Consider the following 15,269-nt stretch of genomic DNA (forward strand, 5'->3'; position numbering starts at 1 on the left):
AGCGTTCCGGTGGACGTCCTCGGCGACCGCCGCACGCCAGGGACCGGACCGCAGCCGCGTGGTCCGAGCCGCCAGACAGCGAGGGCGGCCACCGGACGGGCGGGGCTCGCGGTCATGACCTCAGCCGTCGGCCGGTTTCCGTCGGGTCGCCCCGCTGATCCGGCGCAGCGCCGTCGGCCCGAAGCTGAGCGGGCGGGGGAGGCGCCTGGGGGTGGGTGCGGCACCGGGGCGGTGGGGCGGGGCCGGGGGCTGCCCCGGAGCGGGCGGTGCGGCCGAGAGCGCGGCGGCCGGCCTCGCCGGGAGGGCCGAGGCGGCACCGGCCGCCGACGGAGGGTGCGGACCGGCGGCGGCCGGGATTCCGGGCGCCGCCGTCAGCGGTGCCGGGTCCGGCGACGTCTGCCGGCCCGCTGCGCTGCCGGCCGTGGGACGGAGACGTGCCTTGCCCCGGAACAGATCGAGTGCGGCAGCGGGGCGCAGGAACGGGGCCGCGGGGACGGCGGGCGCGAGGACGTCGACGTAGGCGCGGCGGACGGCCCGGCCGGTCGTGGGGGAGGGGAGCATTTCGCCGGTGGCCACGGACCACGGTTCCTGGACGAGACGCCCGATGGTCCGCTGCACCTTCCGGGTGAGCGACGGCTCGTCCATCCCGTGCCGGCGCAGTGCCCGGCGCAGCGCCGCGGCACTGTGGGCGGCGAGGGAGAGGCCCTGACCGCAGTCGTGGGCGAGCGAGACCACGGCGCCGCCCAGGGCGATGAACCCTGTGGGCCAGGACGGCAGTTGTTCATAGCGCCGCCGCCGGTCCGAGGTGTCGCGGGTCAGCCGCACCTCGCTCAGCGGCTCGGCGGCGGCGATGAGGTCACCGATGACGGAGTGGCCCGTGCAGCGGGCGAACGGCACGAACCGGTCCGCGTGTTCGGAGGGGCGGTCGTCCCCGGTGCCGGTGAGCGTGACCAGCCAGCGCCCGCCCTCGATCGGAACCAGCGTCGCCGTCCTCCCGGGAACCGGGCGGTGCGGGGCGCCAGGAGCAGGAGACGGGCCGCTGAGCCCCGAACGGGCGGTGAGCACCGGGCAGTTCTCCGCGCCCTCGGTGGCGCGGAAGATACGGGTCGCCGAGACGATCCCGGAGTCCGCGACGTCCTCATGAGCGGAGGGCAGCCCCAGCGCGGTCAGCCACTCCCGGGTGGTGGAGTGCCGGCCGGTGGCGTCGACGACGAGGTCGGCATCCAGAAGGTGAGTGGCGCCGCTGGTGGTGTCCCGCACGCGCACCCCGGTGATGTGTTCCGCGGTGCCGGTCAGCTCTGTCGCTTCGGTGCCGTCGAGGACGGTCACCCCAGGAAGGGCCGGCACCTGCCGGCGGATGACCCGGTCGAGCAGATCGCGGGAGCAGGCGAGCAGATGGCGCGAGTGCGCCCGGCGGCCCGGCCGGCCCATCGGGGCGCGCCCGGCGAACTCCGCCGGTAACGGCATCCGGCGGGCGCCCTCGGCCAGCCAGCGCGCGGCGCTGCCGGGCAGCAGGGCGTCGATCAGCCGGGCGCCGTCCGCCGTCAGCAGCTGCGCGTGCCGGGCCCGCGGGAGGTCCGTGGGGCGGGCGGGGGTCCGCGGCAGCCGGTCCCGCTCGACGACGATGACATCGGCGTGTCCGGACAGTGCCGCGGCGGCGAGCATGCCCGTGAAGCCGCCGCCGAGCACCACGGCGAGGTAAGGGTGGGTGAACTCGAGCCCGTTGCCGCTCGAGGTGCTCGACGCGTTCATGGGCAGTCCCTTTCTCGGCGGCGGCGTGCCGTTTCCCTGCGGGAGCGGGACACGTCCAGAAAGGGCGGTGCCGCATACGGTCGGGAACGTCGGCGAGCGGCGGCGATGACGGCGTCGGTGGCGGCCGTGAAGGAAGCCGTGAAGGCAGCCGCCAACGAGGACGGCAGGGATGCGGAGGCGGTCCGCAGAAGGCGCAGTGGCGCCGGTGGAAGCAGCTGTGCGCGTTGTGGGTCCCGGCAGGCCGGCGCGAACGCCGGCCTGCCGCCCCCCGATTTCCCCATCATGATTCCCCCTCAGGCCGTGCCCGCCCCGCCCCGCGCACAGCCACGTCCTCCGCCACCCGCCCGTATCACCGGGTGCGGTGGGCGGGCACAGCTGCCTCGCGGAGCGTGCTCCGCCCCGGGGGACGCGGCCGTCACATCTGGTCAACGGCGGACACACTTCGGGATCGTAGGCGGCGGCGATCACATCCGACAGCCAGGTTTGAGCGAGAGGCACGAGGCAGCCACCTCCGGGATACCCATGGGTAGATCGGCAGGAAAACGGCGCAATGGGCGGAAAACGCCGGGATGCTTTCTCGCGACACGAGAAAGCGGGCGGGAAAACCTCCCGGGGAGAGGGGCGGTGGCGCTTGGAGCGGCGCATGGTTGGCGCGAAATGATCGGGTGCCCGCGGGCATGGGGCCGCCGTGCCTACCCTGTGCGGGCACCGCACTGGAGAACCCGAGGGAGAGTCGTGCGCGCGATTGTGATGCGAGAATTCGGCGGCCCGGACGTGCTGCGGCTCGAGGATGTGCCCGAGCCCGCACCGCGCGGCGGCCACTCGCTGGTCGACGTGGCCCTGGCCGGCATCAACTACGCGGATGTGCACGTACGGGGGGACTCCTACCTCGCGCCCGTCGAGCTGCCGTACGTACCCGGGAACGAGGTCGTGGGGACGGTGGACGGCGGACGGCGCGTCGTCGGACTGTGCCGCGGCGGCGGATACGCGGAACGGACGCTGCTGCACCGCCGCGTCACCTGGGACGTCCCCGACGCCATCAGCGACGAACAGGCCGTCGCACTGGCGCTGCAGGGCAACAGCGCCTGGCATCTGCTGTTCACCTCGCTGCGCCTCACCGAGGGCGAGACCGTTGTCGTCCCGGCCGCGGCGGGAGGCGTCGGTTCGCTGGCCGTCCAGCTCGCCGCGCACGCCGGCGCCAAGGTCATCGGTCTCGCGGGCTCTCCGGAAAAGCGCAAACTGGCTGAGGAACTGGGCGCGCACGCGGTCGTCGACTCGTCCGCCGAGGATCTGACGGAACGCATCCTGGACGCGGCCGGCGGTCCCGTGGCGGCGGCGCTGGAGATGACCGGTGGCGTCACCTTCGAGCGGACCCTCGCCGCCGTCGCGCCGCGCGGCCGGCTGGCCGTGTACGGGTTCGCCGGCGGCGAGTTGGCGAGCGTGCCCACCCGGGAGCTGATGGAGCGGAGCATCACCGTCTCGGGCTTCTGGCTGCCGCAGCTCTACGCGGACCGTACGGCGCTGCCGACGTCCATGCGGGCGCTGTTCGAGGCGGTCGCCGAGGGCACACTCAAACCGCTGACCGGCGCCGTGTACGGGCTCGGGGAGGCGGCGCGGGCGCACCACGACCTGGCCGCACGTACCCGGACCGGGAAACTGGCGCTCGACGTCACCCGATGATGCGGGTGGCCCGGCGGGCCGGACGGGCCCCAGGGACGGGGGAGCACAGCCCGGGGCCGTCCACCGGGAGCAGCGGGCACAGAGGGCGGCCAGTACCGCACATGCCGCGCGCCTTCGGGCGCGGATCACTGCCAGGGGAGAGAGCACACGATGGGTCACAGCACCACAGCCACGGGATCGCCGGCCCCGGCCGACGTGCCCGCCACCGGCGTGGCGCCGCACACCGCGGGCCACTCCAAGAAGGCGCGCCAGACGCCCAAGGGCGCGTCGGCCGCGGGCTCCCGGGCGTCGGGATCCGGCCATGCCGAGCGGGTCTTCCTCGTGCAGACGGCCTTCGCCGAGCTGGGCGGATCCGCCCACGGTCCCGGTGAGATCGCCGAGTTCACCGGCCTGGACGACTCCGTCGTCTACCGCATCCTGCAGTCCGGCATCTACCAGCGCATCTTCGAGCGGGTGGACCGCGGCCTCTACCGGCTGCGGACCTCGGCCGCGCAGCTCGCCTTCACCGCACTCGACCACCGGCTCGACGGCGGGATCTCGCAGACGGTGCTCAGCGACCTGCGGACGGCCACCGACGGCGGGCTGGCGTTCCTCTACATGGTGGCGCCGTTCTCCGGCGCCCAACGGCAGTGCGTCGACATGGCAGTCGGCGACTCCGACCTCGCCGAGCTGGGAATGACTCCGCGCGATGTGCTGTCCGTGACGCGTTCCCTGCGCACCGGCGCCTCCGGGCGGACGATCCTCGCCTACCTGCCGGAGGTGCTCCAGCAGCGGGTGCTGGCGGAGCCCGTACCCGAGCAGGCGGGACCCGGCGTCTACCGCGACAACGATGCGCTGGTGGAGTCCCTCGCGGAGGTGCGCGACCTCGGGTACGCGCTCGGGTACGAGGAGTGCATGGCCGGCTGGAACTCCTGTGCGGCGCCGATCATGTGGGACGGCTCCATCATGGGAGCGGTCCTGCTCCTCAAGCTCAAGTCCGTGATGCCGGTGGCCCCCGAGGGCGCCATCGAGGCGACGAAGGAGGCGGCGGCCGAACTCAGCCGCCACGGGGCGGCCCGGCCGGCCGCGGACCAGGCCTGACGCGCGGTCCCCGGCGGCCCGCCCACCCGGGCTGCCGCGGGCGGCCCGCGCCGGGCGGCCGTGCAGAATGGCGGGGTGCGGCTCGAAGCGATCACCTGGGAACGGCTCACCGACGCGCTCGCCGAGCGGCTCGTCGCGGCGCCGGCGAAGGACGGGAGCCCCTGGCTGCGGGTGGCCCTCGACGGGGCACCCGCCGCTTCGCCCGGTGAGCTGGCCGCCCGGCTCGCCGAGGCGCTGCGGCTGCGGGGGCGAGCGGTGCACAAGGCCGGCACCTTCGGCTTTCTGCGCCCCGCCTCGCTGCGGCTCGAATACGGCCGGGAGGACCCCGACGCCTACCACGACGAGTGGTTCGACCGGCAGGCGCTGTGGCGCGAGGTGTTCCAGCCGCTGGAGCCGGGCGGCACCGGACGGGTGCTCCCGGACCTGTGGGATCCGGTGGCGGACCGGGCGACCCGCAGCGCGTACGTGCAACTGCCGCCCGGCGGCGTCCTGTTGCTGCACGGTCCCCTGCTGCTCGGTCACTGGTTTCCCTTCGATCTCGCCGTCCACCTGAAGCTGTCGCCGGCCGCGCTCGCCCGCCGCACCCCGGAGGGCGAGCGCTGGACGCTGCCCGCGTTCGCGCGCTACGAGGCGGAGACCCGGCCCGAGGAGGCGGCCGATATCGTCGTACGGGCCGACGATCCCCGCCGGCCGGCCTGGAGCGGACTGCGGTGAGCGCCGGTCCCGGTCGGAGTGACCGTCCCGGCCTGTGCCTTCTCCCGGCCGGGAACGCCGAGTTCTGCTGCCGGCCGCCCGCGCCGGTGCGGCCGTGGCGCACCGGGACGACGGTGTCCCCGCACCGTCACTTCGTAGAACTCGTGGGCGCCGCCGCCCTCTTGCGACAGCTCCCGGTACGTCGTGGTCCCGGACATGGCGCTCCCCCCGGGGTGGCCCGACAGCCGCCCCCCGCTGTGAAAAAGCGTACGGCCGACCACTGACAACCGACCGTGCAGCCGCCGGGCGCGGACCGCTGACCGCCGCGTGTACGGCGGCGGTTAGCGTGGCCCTGTGACCACTTCATTCCCTGCATCCGACGAGCCCGCCGCGCTGCCCGGCAGCCAGGGGCCCACCGCCACCGCGGAGGCCCACCCGCGCTCCGTCGGCACCGTGAAGATGACCTATGCGCCCGACCCGGACGGCGACCCGGACCCCGGTGAGATCGTGTGGACCTGGGTGCCCTTCGAGGAGAACGACGGCCGGGGCAAGGACCGTCCGGTGCTGGTCGTCGCCCGTGAGAGGGGCGGCACGCTGCTGGCCGTGCAGCTGTCCAGCAAGCGGCACAGCAACGACCGGGAGTGGGTCCCGATAGGGGCCGGCCCATGGGACCGCGCGGGGCGCGACTCATGGGTGGCCGTGGACCGGGTGCTGCGGGTGCACCCGGCCGGGATGCGGCGCGAGGCCTGCGCCCTGGACCGCGGCCGCTTCAATCTGGTCGCCAACCGGCTGCGTGAGCGCCACGGCTGGCGCTGACGGCGCCCGTGCCGGGAGCTCAGGCGGTCGCCAGGGCCAGCAGCTTGGAGACGGTGTTCCAGTTACGGGCGGTGGCCGCCACCCCGAGGGGGGCGCGGCTCACCGCGTCGGCGAGCTTGGAGCGACCGATGCCGCCGGGGCACCACAGAAACAGTTCGCGCCCGATCAGCCGGTACTGGTCGGGCGCGAACGCCGCCGGGTCGAGCGCGTCCAGCCGGGAGGTGTCGGCCGGCACCGCCGACAGGAACGTGACATGGAGGCTCTTGGGCTCCGGTACGGCCTGCGGAAACGGATTCGCGGCGACGGCGGCGGCGAGCTCGTCACCGGTCCGGACGATGACCGGCACCGTCAGGCCGAGCTCGGCGGCGATCCGGTCATGGATCACCCGGGCCGTCTCCTCCGGCGGCGTACCGGGGTCGGCGAAGACGATATTGCCGGTCTGCAGCAGGACGGAGACGTCCTTGAGGCCCAGTGACTCGGCCAGCTCCAGCTGCTTCGCCTTGGGGAAGGAGTTGTGGCCGCCGACGTTGATGCCGCGGAGCAGAGCGATCTGACGGGACATGACTGCTGCCCTTCGTAGGTGTCGGCCTCGGCGAGGCCGGAAAACGGTCGGAATCAGAAGAGCGGTGCGGGCAGCACACCTTCCAGGGCCAGCAGCAGACGCTTGGTCTCCAGACCGCCGCCGAAGCCGCCGATCCCGCCGTCACTGGCCACGACACGATGGCAGGGGACGACGACCGGCAGCGGATTGGACCCCATCGCCGCACCCACCGCACGGGCGGCGCCCGGCTCCCCGACCCGGTCGGCGAGATCCTGATAGCCGACGACGCTGCCATAGGGGACGCCGGCGGCCAGGGCATGCAGGACCCGGGCGTGGAAGCCGGAGGACAGCGACCAGTCCAGGGGCACGGTGAAGGACCGCAGCTCCCCGGCGAAGTAGGCGGTCAGCTCGGCGGTGGCCGTCGTCAGATGAGGTATCCCGGTGAGCGGCGGGCCGCCGAAGTACTGCTCCAGACGGGTCAGTGCCCGGCGGGTCGTCGGCTCGTCGGCATGGAAGACGACCTGGACCAGGCCCTCCCGGGTCGCGGCGAGCAGCAGCGGACCGATGGGGGTCGCCAGCCGTCTCCAGGCCCAGTCGCGCCGCGCCGCCGCCTCCGGCGGCCTCGCCGGCCCGGAATCCTGCTCTTCATACGTCACCTGATCAGGGTAGGACGCACCACTGACAAGCGACGGGGAACGGACCGGCGCCCCGCGCCTCCCGTCCCCCGTCGCCGCCGGGCGGCTCAGTCGTCGTCGTGGTCCTCTAGGGCGTCACGCACCACGTCGGGCTTGTTGGTGATGATGCCGTCGACGCCCAGACCGGCGACCTTCACCGCGACCGCCGGGTCGTCGACGGTCCAGGTGTACAGGTCCAGCGTCCGGCGGTGCGGGCCCCGCAGCCCGTGCACGGCGGCGACGTACTCCCGGGTGACCGCCGTGTGGACGGGGTTGATCTGGTCGCAGTACTTCGCGAACTTCGGGAGGTCGGCGACGGACGGATTGCCGAGGAAGCCCGTCTTGATGTCCGACCGGAGGGTGTGCACCTTCTTGATGGCGTCGGCGTTGAAGCTCTGGATGATCAGACGGTGCTTCACATGCCCCTTGTCCAGCCAGCCCTCGCGGCGCAGCTCCGTGAGGGTCTGCAGCTCGATGCCGGGGTAGAGCTCCGGCGACTTGAGCTCCATCAGCAGGCTCTGGTCGTTGTGCTCGACCGCGTCCATGTAGTCCTCGAGGGTCGGCACCCGCTCCCCTCGGAACTTCGGTCCGAACCAGCTGCCCGCGTCCAGTTTCTCGATCTCGTCGAGCGTGAAGTCCGAGACGTTCCACGGGGACCGGCCGGGGAAGACCTGCTCGACGTCGGTCGTCCGGGCGAGCGAGTTGTCATGGAGGATGACCAGCTCGCCGTCCTTGGTGCGCTGTACGTCGTTCTCGACCCACTCGAATCCGAGCCGGTCGGCCGCGTCGATCGCGGCGAGGGTGTTCTCGGGCGCGTACGACGAGGCGCCGCGGTGGGCGACCGTCAGCGGTGCGTGTCCGGCCGGCGCGGCCTGGACGGCGGTCGGGGAGAGGACGAGCGTGGACAGTCCCATGAGCGCACCGGCGACAACGGTGGCGACGGGGCGAATACGCATACGGGCTCCTCGTGACGTCGTGGACGTGAGCTGACGTGAAGTGACGTGAACCGGGTCGGACGGACAGAGGCTCGCAGCCGGGCCGTAGCGGGAGGCGGTCGTGTGGTGTCCGGGGCCTGAACGAGAAGTGGCCGGTGTTCCGTTCTGGAGCGACGCGCAGTTGCAGGATGCCCGGATCAGCCGTGCTACAGACGTACGCTCCGACGCCGTCCAACTTGCCGGAGCCACGGCATCCGCGCATCTTGGCCGATGATGCGTCACCCCTCGTGCTTCTGACCGGTTTTGGTCGAATGCCTCGCATGGCGGTCCGGGGCGGCCGGTTCCGGGAGCGGGTGAGCCGCGCTCACGGACCCGGCTCCGGCCGGGAGGTGGGGCTTGCCGACACGCCAGGGCCAGGTCCCGCGCGGCGTCCTCCGTGTCCCGCGCGGCGTCCCCCGTTCGCCCTGGCCCCGCGGCGTTCCGTGCCCGCCGGGCACCGCGGCCCCACCACCATCCCGTGCTCGCCGCCGCCCCGCCGTCCGCCGCCCCGCCGTGTCCGCCGCCCCGCCGCCCCGCGCCGGCTGAGCCCCGTTCCCCCGCCGTCGTTCGCCCGCCGAGCGCCGCCCGCCCCGCCCGCCGCGGGACACCGGTCGTCAGCGCGGCAAAACCGCAGGTCGGAGCATCGTCCACGTCGGTTGTCAGTGCTGGGTCGTACGGTGGATCCCATGCGGCCCGTATCGAAGATCGAACGCACGGTGGCGCCTTTCGAGGTCGTCAGCCCCTACCAGCCCAATGGCGACCAGCCGGCGGCCATCGCCGAGCTGGAGCGGCGCATCCGCGGGGGTGAAAAGGATGTCGTCCTGCTGGGCGCGACCGGCACCGGCAAGTCGGCGACCACCGCGTGGATGATCGAGAAGCTGCAGCGCCCGACGCTCGTGATGGCGCCCAACAAGACGCTGGCTGCCCAGCTCGCCAACGAATTCCGCGAGCTGCTGCCCAACAACGCCGTCGAGTACTTCGTCTCCTATTACGACTACTACCAGCCCGAGGCGTACGTCCCGCAGTCCGATACGTACATCGAGAAGGACTCCTCCATCAACGAGGAGGTCGAACGGCTGCGCCACTCGGCGACGAATTCCCTGCTCACCCGGCGTGACGTCGTCGTGGTCGCCTCGGTGTCCTGCATCTACGGCCTGGGCACCCCGCAGGAGTACGTCGACCGGATGGTGCCGCTGAAGGTCGGCGACGAATTCGACCGCGACCAGCTGCTGCGCCGCTTCGTCGACATCCAGTACACCCGTAACGACGTGGCCTTCACCCGCGGCACCTTCCGGGTGCGCGGCGACACCATCGAGATCTTCCCGGTCTATGAAGAGCTGGCCGTGCGGATCGAGATGTTCGGCGACGAGATCGAGGCGCTGTCCACCCTGCACCCGCTCACCGGCGAGGTGATCAGCGAGGACCGGGAGCTGTACATCTTCCCGGCCAGCCACTACATCGCGGGCCCCGAGCGCATGGAGAAGGCCATCGCGGGGATCGAGGCCGAGCTGGCGGACAGCCTCGCCACGATGGAGAAGCAGAGCAAGCATCTGGAGGCCCAGCGGCTGCGGATGCGCACCACGTACGACATCGAGATGATGCGGCAGATCGGCTCCTGCTCGGGCATCGAGAACTATTCGATGCACATGGACGACCGCGAGCCCGGCTCCGCGCCCAACACCCTCATCGACTACTTCCCGGACGACTTCCTCCTGGTCATCGACGAGTCGCATGTCACCGTCCCGCAGATCGGCGCCATGTACGAGGGCGACGCCTCGCGTAAGCGGACCCTGGTCGAGCACGGCTTCCGGCTGCCGTCCGCCCTGGACAACCGGCCGCTGAAGTGGGAAGAGTTCCTGGAGCGCATCGGCCAGACCGTCTATCTGTCCGCGACCCCCGGGAAGTACGAGCTCGCACGCGGCGACGGTTTCGTCGAGCAGATCATCCGTCCGACCGGGCTGGTCGACCCGGAGGTGGTGGTCAAGCCCACCGACGGGCAGATCGACGATCTGGTGCACGAGATCCGGCAGCGGACGGAGAAGAACGAACGCATCCTGGTCACCACCCTCACCAAGAAGATGGCCGAGGACCTCACGGACTACTTCCTTGAGCTCGGCATCCAGGTCCGCTATCTGCACAGCGACGTGGACACCCTGCGCCGGGTGGAGCTGCTGCGGGAGCTGCGATCGGGTGAGTACGACGTCCTGGTGGGCATCAACCTGCTGCGGGAGGGCCTCGACCTCCCCGAGGTCTCCCTGGTGGCCATTCTGGACGCCGACAAGGAGGGCTTCCTGCGCTCCGGTTCGGCGCTCATCCAGACCATCGGACGTGCGGCGCGCAATGTCTCCGGACAGGTGCACATGTACGCCGACAAGGTCACCCCGGCGATGGAGAAGGCCATCGACGAGACCAACCGCCGCCGGGAGAAGCAGTTGGCGTACAACAAGGAGAACGGCATCGACCCGCAGCCGCTCCGCAAGAAGATCGGCGACATCGTCGCCACCATCGCCCGCGAGGAGATCGACACCCAGGAGCTGCTGGGCACGGGATACCGCAAGACCTCCGAGGCCGAGGACGCCAAGGGCAAGGCGCCGGTTCCGGCGCTCGGTGCCAAGGGCGCCAAGGGCAAGGGCGGCAAGGCAGGCGCGGAGCTGACGGACCGTCCCGCCGCCGAACTGGCCGAGCTCATCGAGGAGATGACGGAGCGGATGCGCGCCGCCGCGGCGGAGCTGCAGTTCGAGGTCGCCGCCCGGCTGCGTGACGAGGTGGGTGAACTGAAGAAGGAGCTGCGGCAAATGAGGGAGGCCGGGGTGAAGTAGGGGGCCGGCGTGAGCTGCGGAGGAGTCCGGGGCCGGCGCGCGACCGGCCCGTCCGGGTGCGCCCGCGCCGGCCGCCGGTGCAGGCATCGCCGCACGTGAGCGCGGTGTCCGGTGGTCCGGTGTGTTGCAGAAGCGCCACAAAACGCGGGCCTTGCGCGCCCCCGGCCCACCACCGTGCGTAGGGTCGAAGGGCCGCCGGAAAGCTGGGCGGGGACAGTACGAGAGAGGGGACGGCGCGTGTCGGTCAATTTGTCCAAGGGGCAGGGCATCAGCCTGCAGAAGTCCGACGGAGGAGCCCTGACCGCGGTGCGGATGGGGCTGGGGTGGCGCTCGGCGCCGCGCCGTGGCCTGTTCGGGAGGCGGACCAGCGAGATCGACCTCGATGCCTCGGCGGTGCTGTTCGCCGACAAGAAGCCGATAGACGTCGTCTTCTTCCAGCACCTGGTCAGCGACGACGGCGCGGTCCGGCACACCGGCGACAACCTCGTCGGCGGTGCGGGCCAGGGCGGCGATGACGAGGCGATCCTGGTCGACCTGGCGCGGGTGCCGGTGCACATCGACCAGATCGTATTCACCGTCAACTCCTTCACCGGCCAGACCTTCGCCGAGGTGCAGGACGCCTTCTGCCGTCTGGTGGACGAGAACACCGGCCAGGAGCTCGCCCGCTACACCCTCACGGGTGGCGGCAACTACACCGCACAGGTCATGTCCAAGGTGCACCGGGTGGGCAACGGCTGGCAGATGACCGCCATCGGCGAGCCCTCCGTCGGCCGCACCTTCCAGGACCTCGTGCCGGCGATCGTGCCGCACCTGTAACCACCACCTCGCGGGGGCGCGCACCGGGCCGCGCCGCCGCTCCGGGCCCGAGCCCGGCGTCCGGCCCGGGGACGCCACCACAACCAGGGGGAACAACGATGACGGCCGAGCTGGTCCGGGGGCAGAACCATCCGCTGGACCGGACGCGGGTGGAGATCCGGGTGGCGGCGGGCGGTCCCGTCGTGGCCGGGGTCACCCTCGGCGACGAGCAGGGCAGGCTCTCCGGCGCCGAGGCGGTGGCCCACCCGGGCGCGCCCCGCCGCACCGGCATCGAGGTTCCCCGCCAGGCGGCCGCCGAACACCGCATCGCGGTGGATCTCGACGCGCTGTCCGCCGCCGTCCACCGGGTGAGTGTGCTGCTGGCGCTGCCCACCGGGATCGGCGGGCTGACCGCCTTCGGTGCGGCCGCCGCGCCGTCCGTCACGGTCACCGGCCTCGACGGCACCGGCCTCGTCCGCTACACGATCACCGGCCTGGGCGCGGAGTCCGCCGTCGTCGCCATGGAGCTCTACCGCAGGCAGGACACCTGGAAGGTGCGCGCCGTGGGCCAGGGCTACGCCGAGGGACTCCCGGCGATGCTGCGTGACCAGGGGCTGCCGCAGGCGGCGGAGCTGGCCGCGGAGATCGAGGAAGCGGTGGGTCTGGGGCAGGCCCGGGCGGTCCCCGCGCCCGCTCCCATGGCGGCCGGCCGGTCCGACCGTCCCGGCACCGGTCCGGCCGCCGCGCCCGCCCAGGACCGGCCGTCCCCCGCGCCCACCACGGCAGCTGACGGCACGGCACCTTCCGGCGCCGGAGCCGGGGGCGCAGCCGGACCCGGGACCGGAGCGGGGGCGAAGACCGCCCCCGGCGCCAAGGCCCCTGACCTGCCGCCTGCCCCGGCGAACGGCGGCCCCATCGACTACCGGCACCCCCGGCGGCGCAGCACCCCCGCCCCGGCCGCCCCCGCCCCGTCCGCCGCGCTGCCGGCCGGTACACCCCCTTCGGCCGCCGGTCCCACGGCACCGGACGGGCCGGTGGCCGGTGATGCCGCCGGCTGGAGCATGGACGAGCGGCTCTACAACCAGGTCTGGGGCATGTTCGAGGATCTGGCGCGTTCGGTCGCCGCCTACCGCAGCGCCGCCGACTTCGCCGAGTCCCGCCTGGAGCAGGAGCTCGACCGGGCCCTGGGCGACCCGCGCCACCGCCTCGGCACGGCGGGTGAGGCCGCGCGCGCCACCGCCCGCGACAAGCACGCCGCCCTCGTCACCCAGGCCCGCGCCGCCCTCGACCGTGACCTCGCGCAGCTCATGGCGGAGTCGGAGGTCGTGGAGCCCGCGCTGCCGCCGGCCTTCGCCCGCTGGGACAGCCCCGTATGGCAGGGCTACCACGTCCCGCAGGAGCGTCCGATGGCGCTGCGCCTGGGCGATCTGCACCTCCCGGAGGTCCTGGACCTGCGCATCCCCATGCTGGTCCGTCTCCCGCTGGAGCGCGGGCTGTGGATCGACAGCGGGCCCGATGCCTACGCCCACGGCGGCCCCGGTCCCGAGCGCGACATCGGCCGGCGGGAGCTGCCCGGCGCCCTCACGGACGGGCCGCCCGACGAGGCCGAGCTGCGCCGTCTGGCCATGGAGTCGGCCGTGGCGATCGCCGCCCGGCTGCTCGCCATCCACCCCGCCGGTGACTTCGCGGTCCAGGTCATCGACCCGGGCGGGGCGGCCGCGCCCGCGCTGGCGCCGCTGGTGGAGAGCGGTGCGCTGCCCGCCTTCCCGCTGCCCGGCGCCAAGGGGGTGGCCGCGGTCCTGGAGGGGCTGACCCGGCGGGTGGAGCTCGTCCAGATGGCCGTGCGCCATCGCGCCGCGGACGCCCTGCCGGCCGATCTCGACACCGCCGAGCAGCTGCTGATCGTGCATGACTTCCCGCACGGCTTCGACGACCGTGCCCTCACCCGGCTCCGCTATCTGGCCGACGAGGGACCGGCGGTCGGGGTGCATCTGATGCTGGTCGCCGACCGCGCCCAGACCCGGGAGTACGGCCCGGTCCTGGATCCGCTGTGGCGCTCCCTGCTGCGGATCACTCCGGTTCCCGACGCGCACCTCGCCGACCCCTGGGTCGGCCATGCCTGGACGTACGAGCCACCGCTCGCCCCGAAGGGCAGCCAGGTGGTGCGTCAGGTCCTGGGCCGGCTCGCGGCGGCCAGAAGGGCCTCCTGAACAGCGATTTTGCCTTTTTCTTTACTATTCATTGGGCTTCCTTTACGCTTCTTGGTGCGGAGGGGAGTATTCCTGATACGACGTACCCGTCATCACGGATTGCGAGTGTGACGAGATCCCGGGGCGTCGGCCCTGTCCCCCTCGGGCGGACAGGGCGGAAGAGACCTCCGGCAGCGACGACGCTGTGAGTGCCGTACGACTCTGCCGGAGGAGCAGTGGACGTTTCCCTGAACCTGTGGGTGCTGACCATCCTTGGTCTGTGCGCCCTGATCGCCGCCGATTTCTTCATCGGCGGCCGCAAACCACACGAGGTCTCCCTCAAGGAGGCCGGAATTTGGACCGGTGTCTGGATCGCCCTCGCCGCGCTGTTCGGCCTCGGGCTGCTGCTGTTCGGCGGCACCGCACCGGCCGGTGAGTTCTTCGCCGGCTTCATCACCGAGAAGTCCCTGAGCGTCGACAACCTCTTCGTCTTCGTGCTGATCATGGCGAAGTTCGCGGTCCCGGCGATCTACCAGCAGCGGGTGCTGATGGTGGGTGTGCTGATCGCGCTGGTGCTGCGGGCCGGCTTCATCGGTGCGGGCGCCGCGATCATCGCCAACTTCTCCTGGGTCTTCTACATCTTCGGCGCGTTCCTCATCTGGACCGCGTGGAAGCTCATCAAGGAGGCCCGGGCCGACGCGGAGGACGAGGAGTTCGAGGAGAACCGCTTCCTGAAGATGGTCGAGAAGCGCTTCCCGTCGACCGACCAGTACCACGGCACCAAGCTGTTCATCGTCGAGAACGGCAAGCGGCTGATGACGCCGATGCTGATCGTCATGCTGGCGATCGGTACCACCGACGTCCTCTTCGCACTGGACTCCATCCCGGCGATCTTCGGCCTCACCCAGGACCCGTACATCGTCTTCACCGCCAACGCCTTCGCCCTGATGGGTCTGCGGCAGCTGTACTTCCTGATCGGCGGACTGCTCAAGAAGCTGGTCCACCTCTCGTACGGCCTGTCGATCATCCTGGGCTTCATCGGTGTGAAGCTGGTGCTGCACGCCCTCCACGAGTCCGGGGTGCCCGTACCGGAGATCACCATTCCGGTCTCGCTGGGCGTCATCTGCGCCGTCCTGGTCGTCACGACCCTCACCAGCCTGCGCGCCTCGAAGAAGCAGGCCGCAGCCGAGGCCACGGCCAAGGAACGCATAGACGCCTGAGGCCGGCGCCCAGCGCCCCGGAACGGCATCCCGGCG

Annotated in this window: 12 protein-coding genes and 1 pseudogene; 8 read left to right on the top strand and 5 right to left on the bottom strand. The window is 72.2% G+C overall.

Features of this window, described 5'->3' with window-relative positions; translation table 11 throughout:
- Nucleotides 1-120: 120 nt before the first annotated feature.
- Nucleotides 121-1,752, bottom strand: a complete 1,632-nt coding sequence (locus tag AB0C46_RS26105; RefSeq protein ID WP_362830685.1) for an FAD-dependent monooxygenase — start codon at nt 1,750-1,752, stop codon at nt 121-123.
- Between the two features lie 735 nt (nt 1,753-2,487).
- Here AB0C46_RS26105 and AB0C46_RS26110 point away from each other — a divergent pair.
- The 3 genes from AB0C46_RS26110 to AB0C46_RS26120 all read left to right on the top strand — a co-directional run bounded on the left by AB0C46_RS26110 (nt 2,488) and on the right by AB0C46_RS26120 (nt 5,226).
- Complete coding sequence (locus AB0C46_RS26110) at nt 2,488-3,432, top strand: zinc-binding dehydrogenase (protein ID WP_362830686.1); 945 nt, start codon at nt 2,488-2,490, stop codon at nt 3,430-3,432.
- A gap of 150 nt (nt 3,433-3,582) precedes the next feature.
- A complete protein-coding gene (locus AB0C46_RS26115) occupies nt 3,583-4,512 on the top strand; it encodes an IclR family transcriptional regulator C-terminal domain-containing protein (RefSeq protein ID WP_362830687.1) in 930 nt (309 codons plus the stop codon).
- Between the two features lie 75 nt (nt 4,513-4,587).
- Nucleotides 4,588-5,226, top strand: coding sequence for a uridine kinase (locus tag AB0C46_RS26120; RefSeq protein ID WP_362830688.1), 639 nt, complete (start codon nt 4,588-4,590; stop codon nt 5,224-5,226).
- 49 nt (nt 5,227-5,275) lie between these two features.
- Here the strand turns inward: AB0C46_RS26120 and AB0C46_RS26125 are convergent.
- Nucleotides 5,276-5,423 (bottom strand): annotated as a pseudogene (locus tag AB0C46_RS26125) (WGR domain-containing protein); the annotation flags it as partial.
- A 136-nt stretch (nt 5,424-5,559) separates the two neighbouring features.
- Here AB0C46_RS26125 and AB0C46_RS26130 point away from each other — a divergent pair.
- The gene (locus AB0C46_RS26130) at nt 5,560-6,021 is read left to right on the top strand and encodes a type II toxin-antitoxin system PemK/MazF family toxin (protein WP_362830690.1); all 462 of its coding nucleotides are present in this window, start codon (nt 5,560-5,562) and stop codon (nt 6,019-6,021) included.
- Nucleotides 6,022-6,040: 19 nt separating this feature from the next.
- Here the strand turns inward: AB0C46_RS26130 and AB0C46_RS26135 are convergent, their stop codons facing one another.
- From AB0C46_RS26135 to AB0C46_RS26145, 3 genes are all read right to left on the bottom strand, one after another.
- On the bottom strand, nt 6,041-6,583 hold the full coding sequence (locus AB0C46_RS26135) for a DUF1697 domain-containing protein (RefSeq protein WP_362830691.1): 543 nt from the start codon (nt 6,581-6,583) through the stop codon (nt 6,041-6,043).
- A 53-nt stretch (nt 6,584-6,636) separates the two neighbouring features.
- Nucleotides 6,637-7,218: a methylated-DNA--[protein]-cysteine S-methyltransferase gene (locus AB0C46_RS26140; protein WP_362830693.1), complete on the bottom strand. Its 582-nt coding sequence runs from the start codon at nt 7,216-7,218 to the stop codon at nt 6,637-6,639.
- A gap of 86 nt (nt 7,219-7,304) precedes the next feature.
- Nucleotides 7,305-8,192, bottom strand: a complete 888-nt coding sequence (locus tag AB0C46_RS26145) for a glycerophosphodiester phosphodiesterase family protein (protein WP_362830694.1) — start codon at nt 8,190-8,192, stop codon at nt 7,305-7,307.
- 704 nt (nt 8,193-8,896) lie between these two features.
- Between AB0C46_RS26145 and uvrB the strand changes: the two genes are divergently transcribed.
- From uvrB to AB0C46_RS26165, 4 genes are all read left to right on the top strand, one after another.
- Complete coding sequence (gene uvrB, locus AB0C46_RS26150) at nt 8,897-11,029, top strand: excinuclease ABC subunit UvrB (protein ID WP_362830695.1); 2,133 nt, start codon at nt 8,897-8,899, stop codon at nt 11,027-11,029.
- A 237-nt stretch (nt 11,030-11,266) separates the two neighbouring features.
- Entirely contained in the window at nt 11,267-11,845 is a 579-nt protein-coding gene (locus AB0C46_RS26155) for a TerD family protein (protein ID WP_362830696.1), read from the top strand.
- Nucleotides 11,846-11,943: 98 nt separating this feature from the next.
- On the top strand, nt 11,944-14,034 hold the full coding sequence (locus tag AB0C46_RS26160; RefSeq protein ID WP_362830698.1) for a TerD family protein: 2,091 nt from the start codon (nt 11,944-11,946) through the stop codon (nt 14,032-14,034).
- Between the two features lie 215 nt (nt 14,035-14,249).
- Nucleotides 14,250-15,233: a TerC family protein gene (locus AB0C46_RS26165; protein WP_362830700.1), complete on the top strand. Its 984-nt coding sequence runs from the start codon at nt 14,250-14,252 to the stop codon at nt 15,231-15,233.
- The last annotated feature ends 36 nt before the right edge of the window (nt 15,234-15,269 follow it).

The organism is Streptomyces sp. NPDC048637 (assembly GCF_040650675.1).
GTDB lineage: Bacteria > Actinomycetota > Actinomycetes > Streptomycetales > Streptomycetaceae > Streptomyces.

Coding starts and splice junctions, on each gene's coding strand:
- AB0C46_RS26105 (WP_362830685.1), bottom strand. CDS start 1,752: ATGAACGCGTCGAGCACCTCGAGCGGCAACGGGCTCGAGTTCACCCAC.
- AB0C46_RS26115 (WP_362830687.1), top strand. CDS start 3,583: ATGGGTCACAGCACCACAGCCACGGGATCGCCGGCCCCGGCCGACGTG.
- AB0C46_RS26135 (WP_362830691.1), bottom strand. CDS start 6,583: ATGTCCCGTCAGATCGCTCTGCTCCGCGGCATCAACGTCGGCGGCCAC.
- AB0C46_RS26145 (WP_362830694.1), bottom strand. CDS start 8,192: ATGCGTATTCGCCCCGTCGCCACCGTTGTCGCCGGTGCGCTCATGGGA.
- uvrB (WP_362830695.1), top strand. CDS start 8,897: ATGCGGCCCGTATCGAAGATCGAACGCACGGTGGCGCCTTTCGAGGTC.
- AB0C46_RS26160 (WP_362830698.1), top strand. CDS start 11,944: ATGACGGCCGAGCTGGTCCGGGGGCAGAACCATCCGCTGGACCGGACG.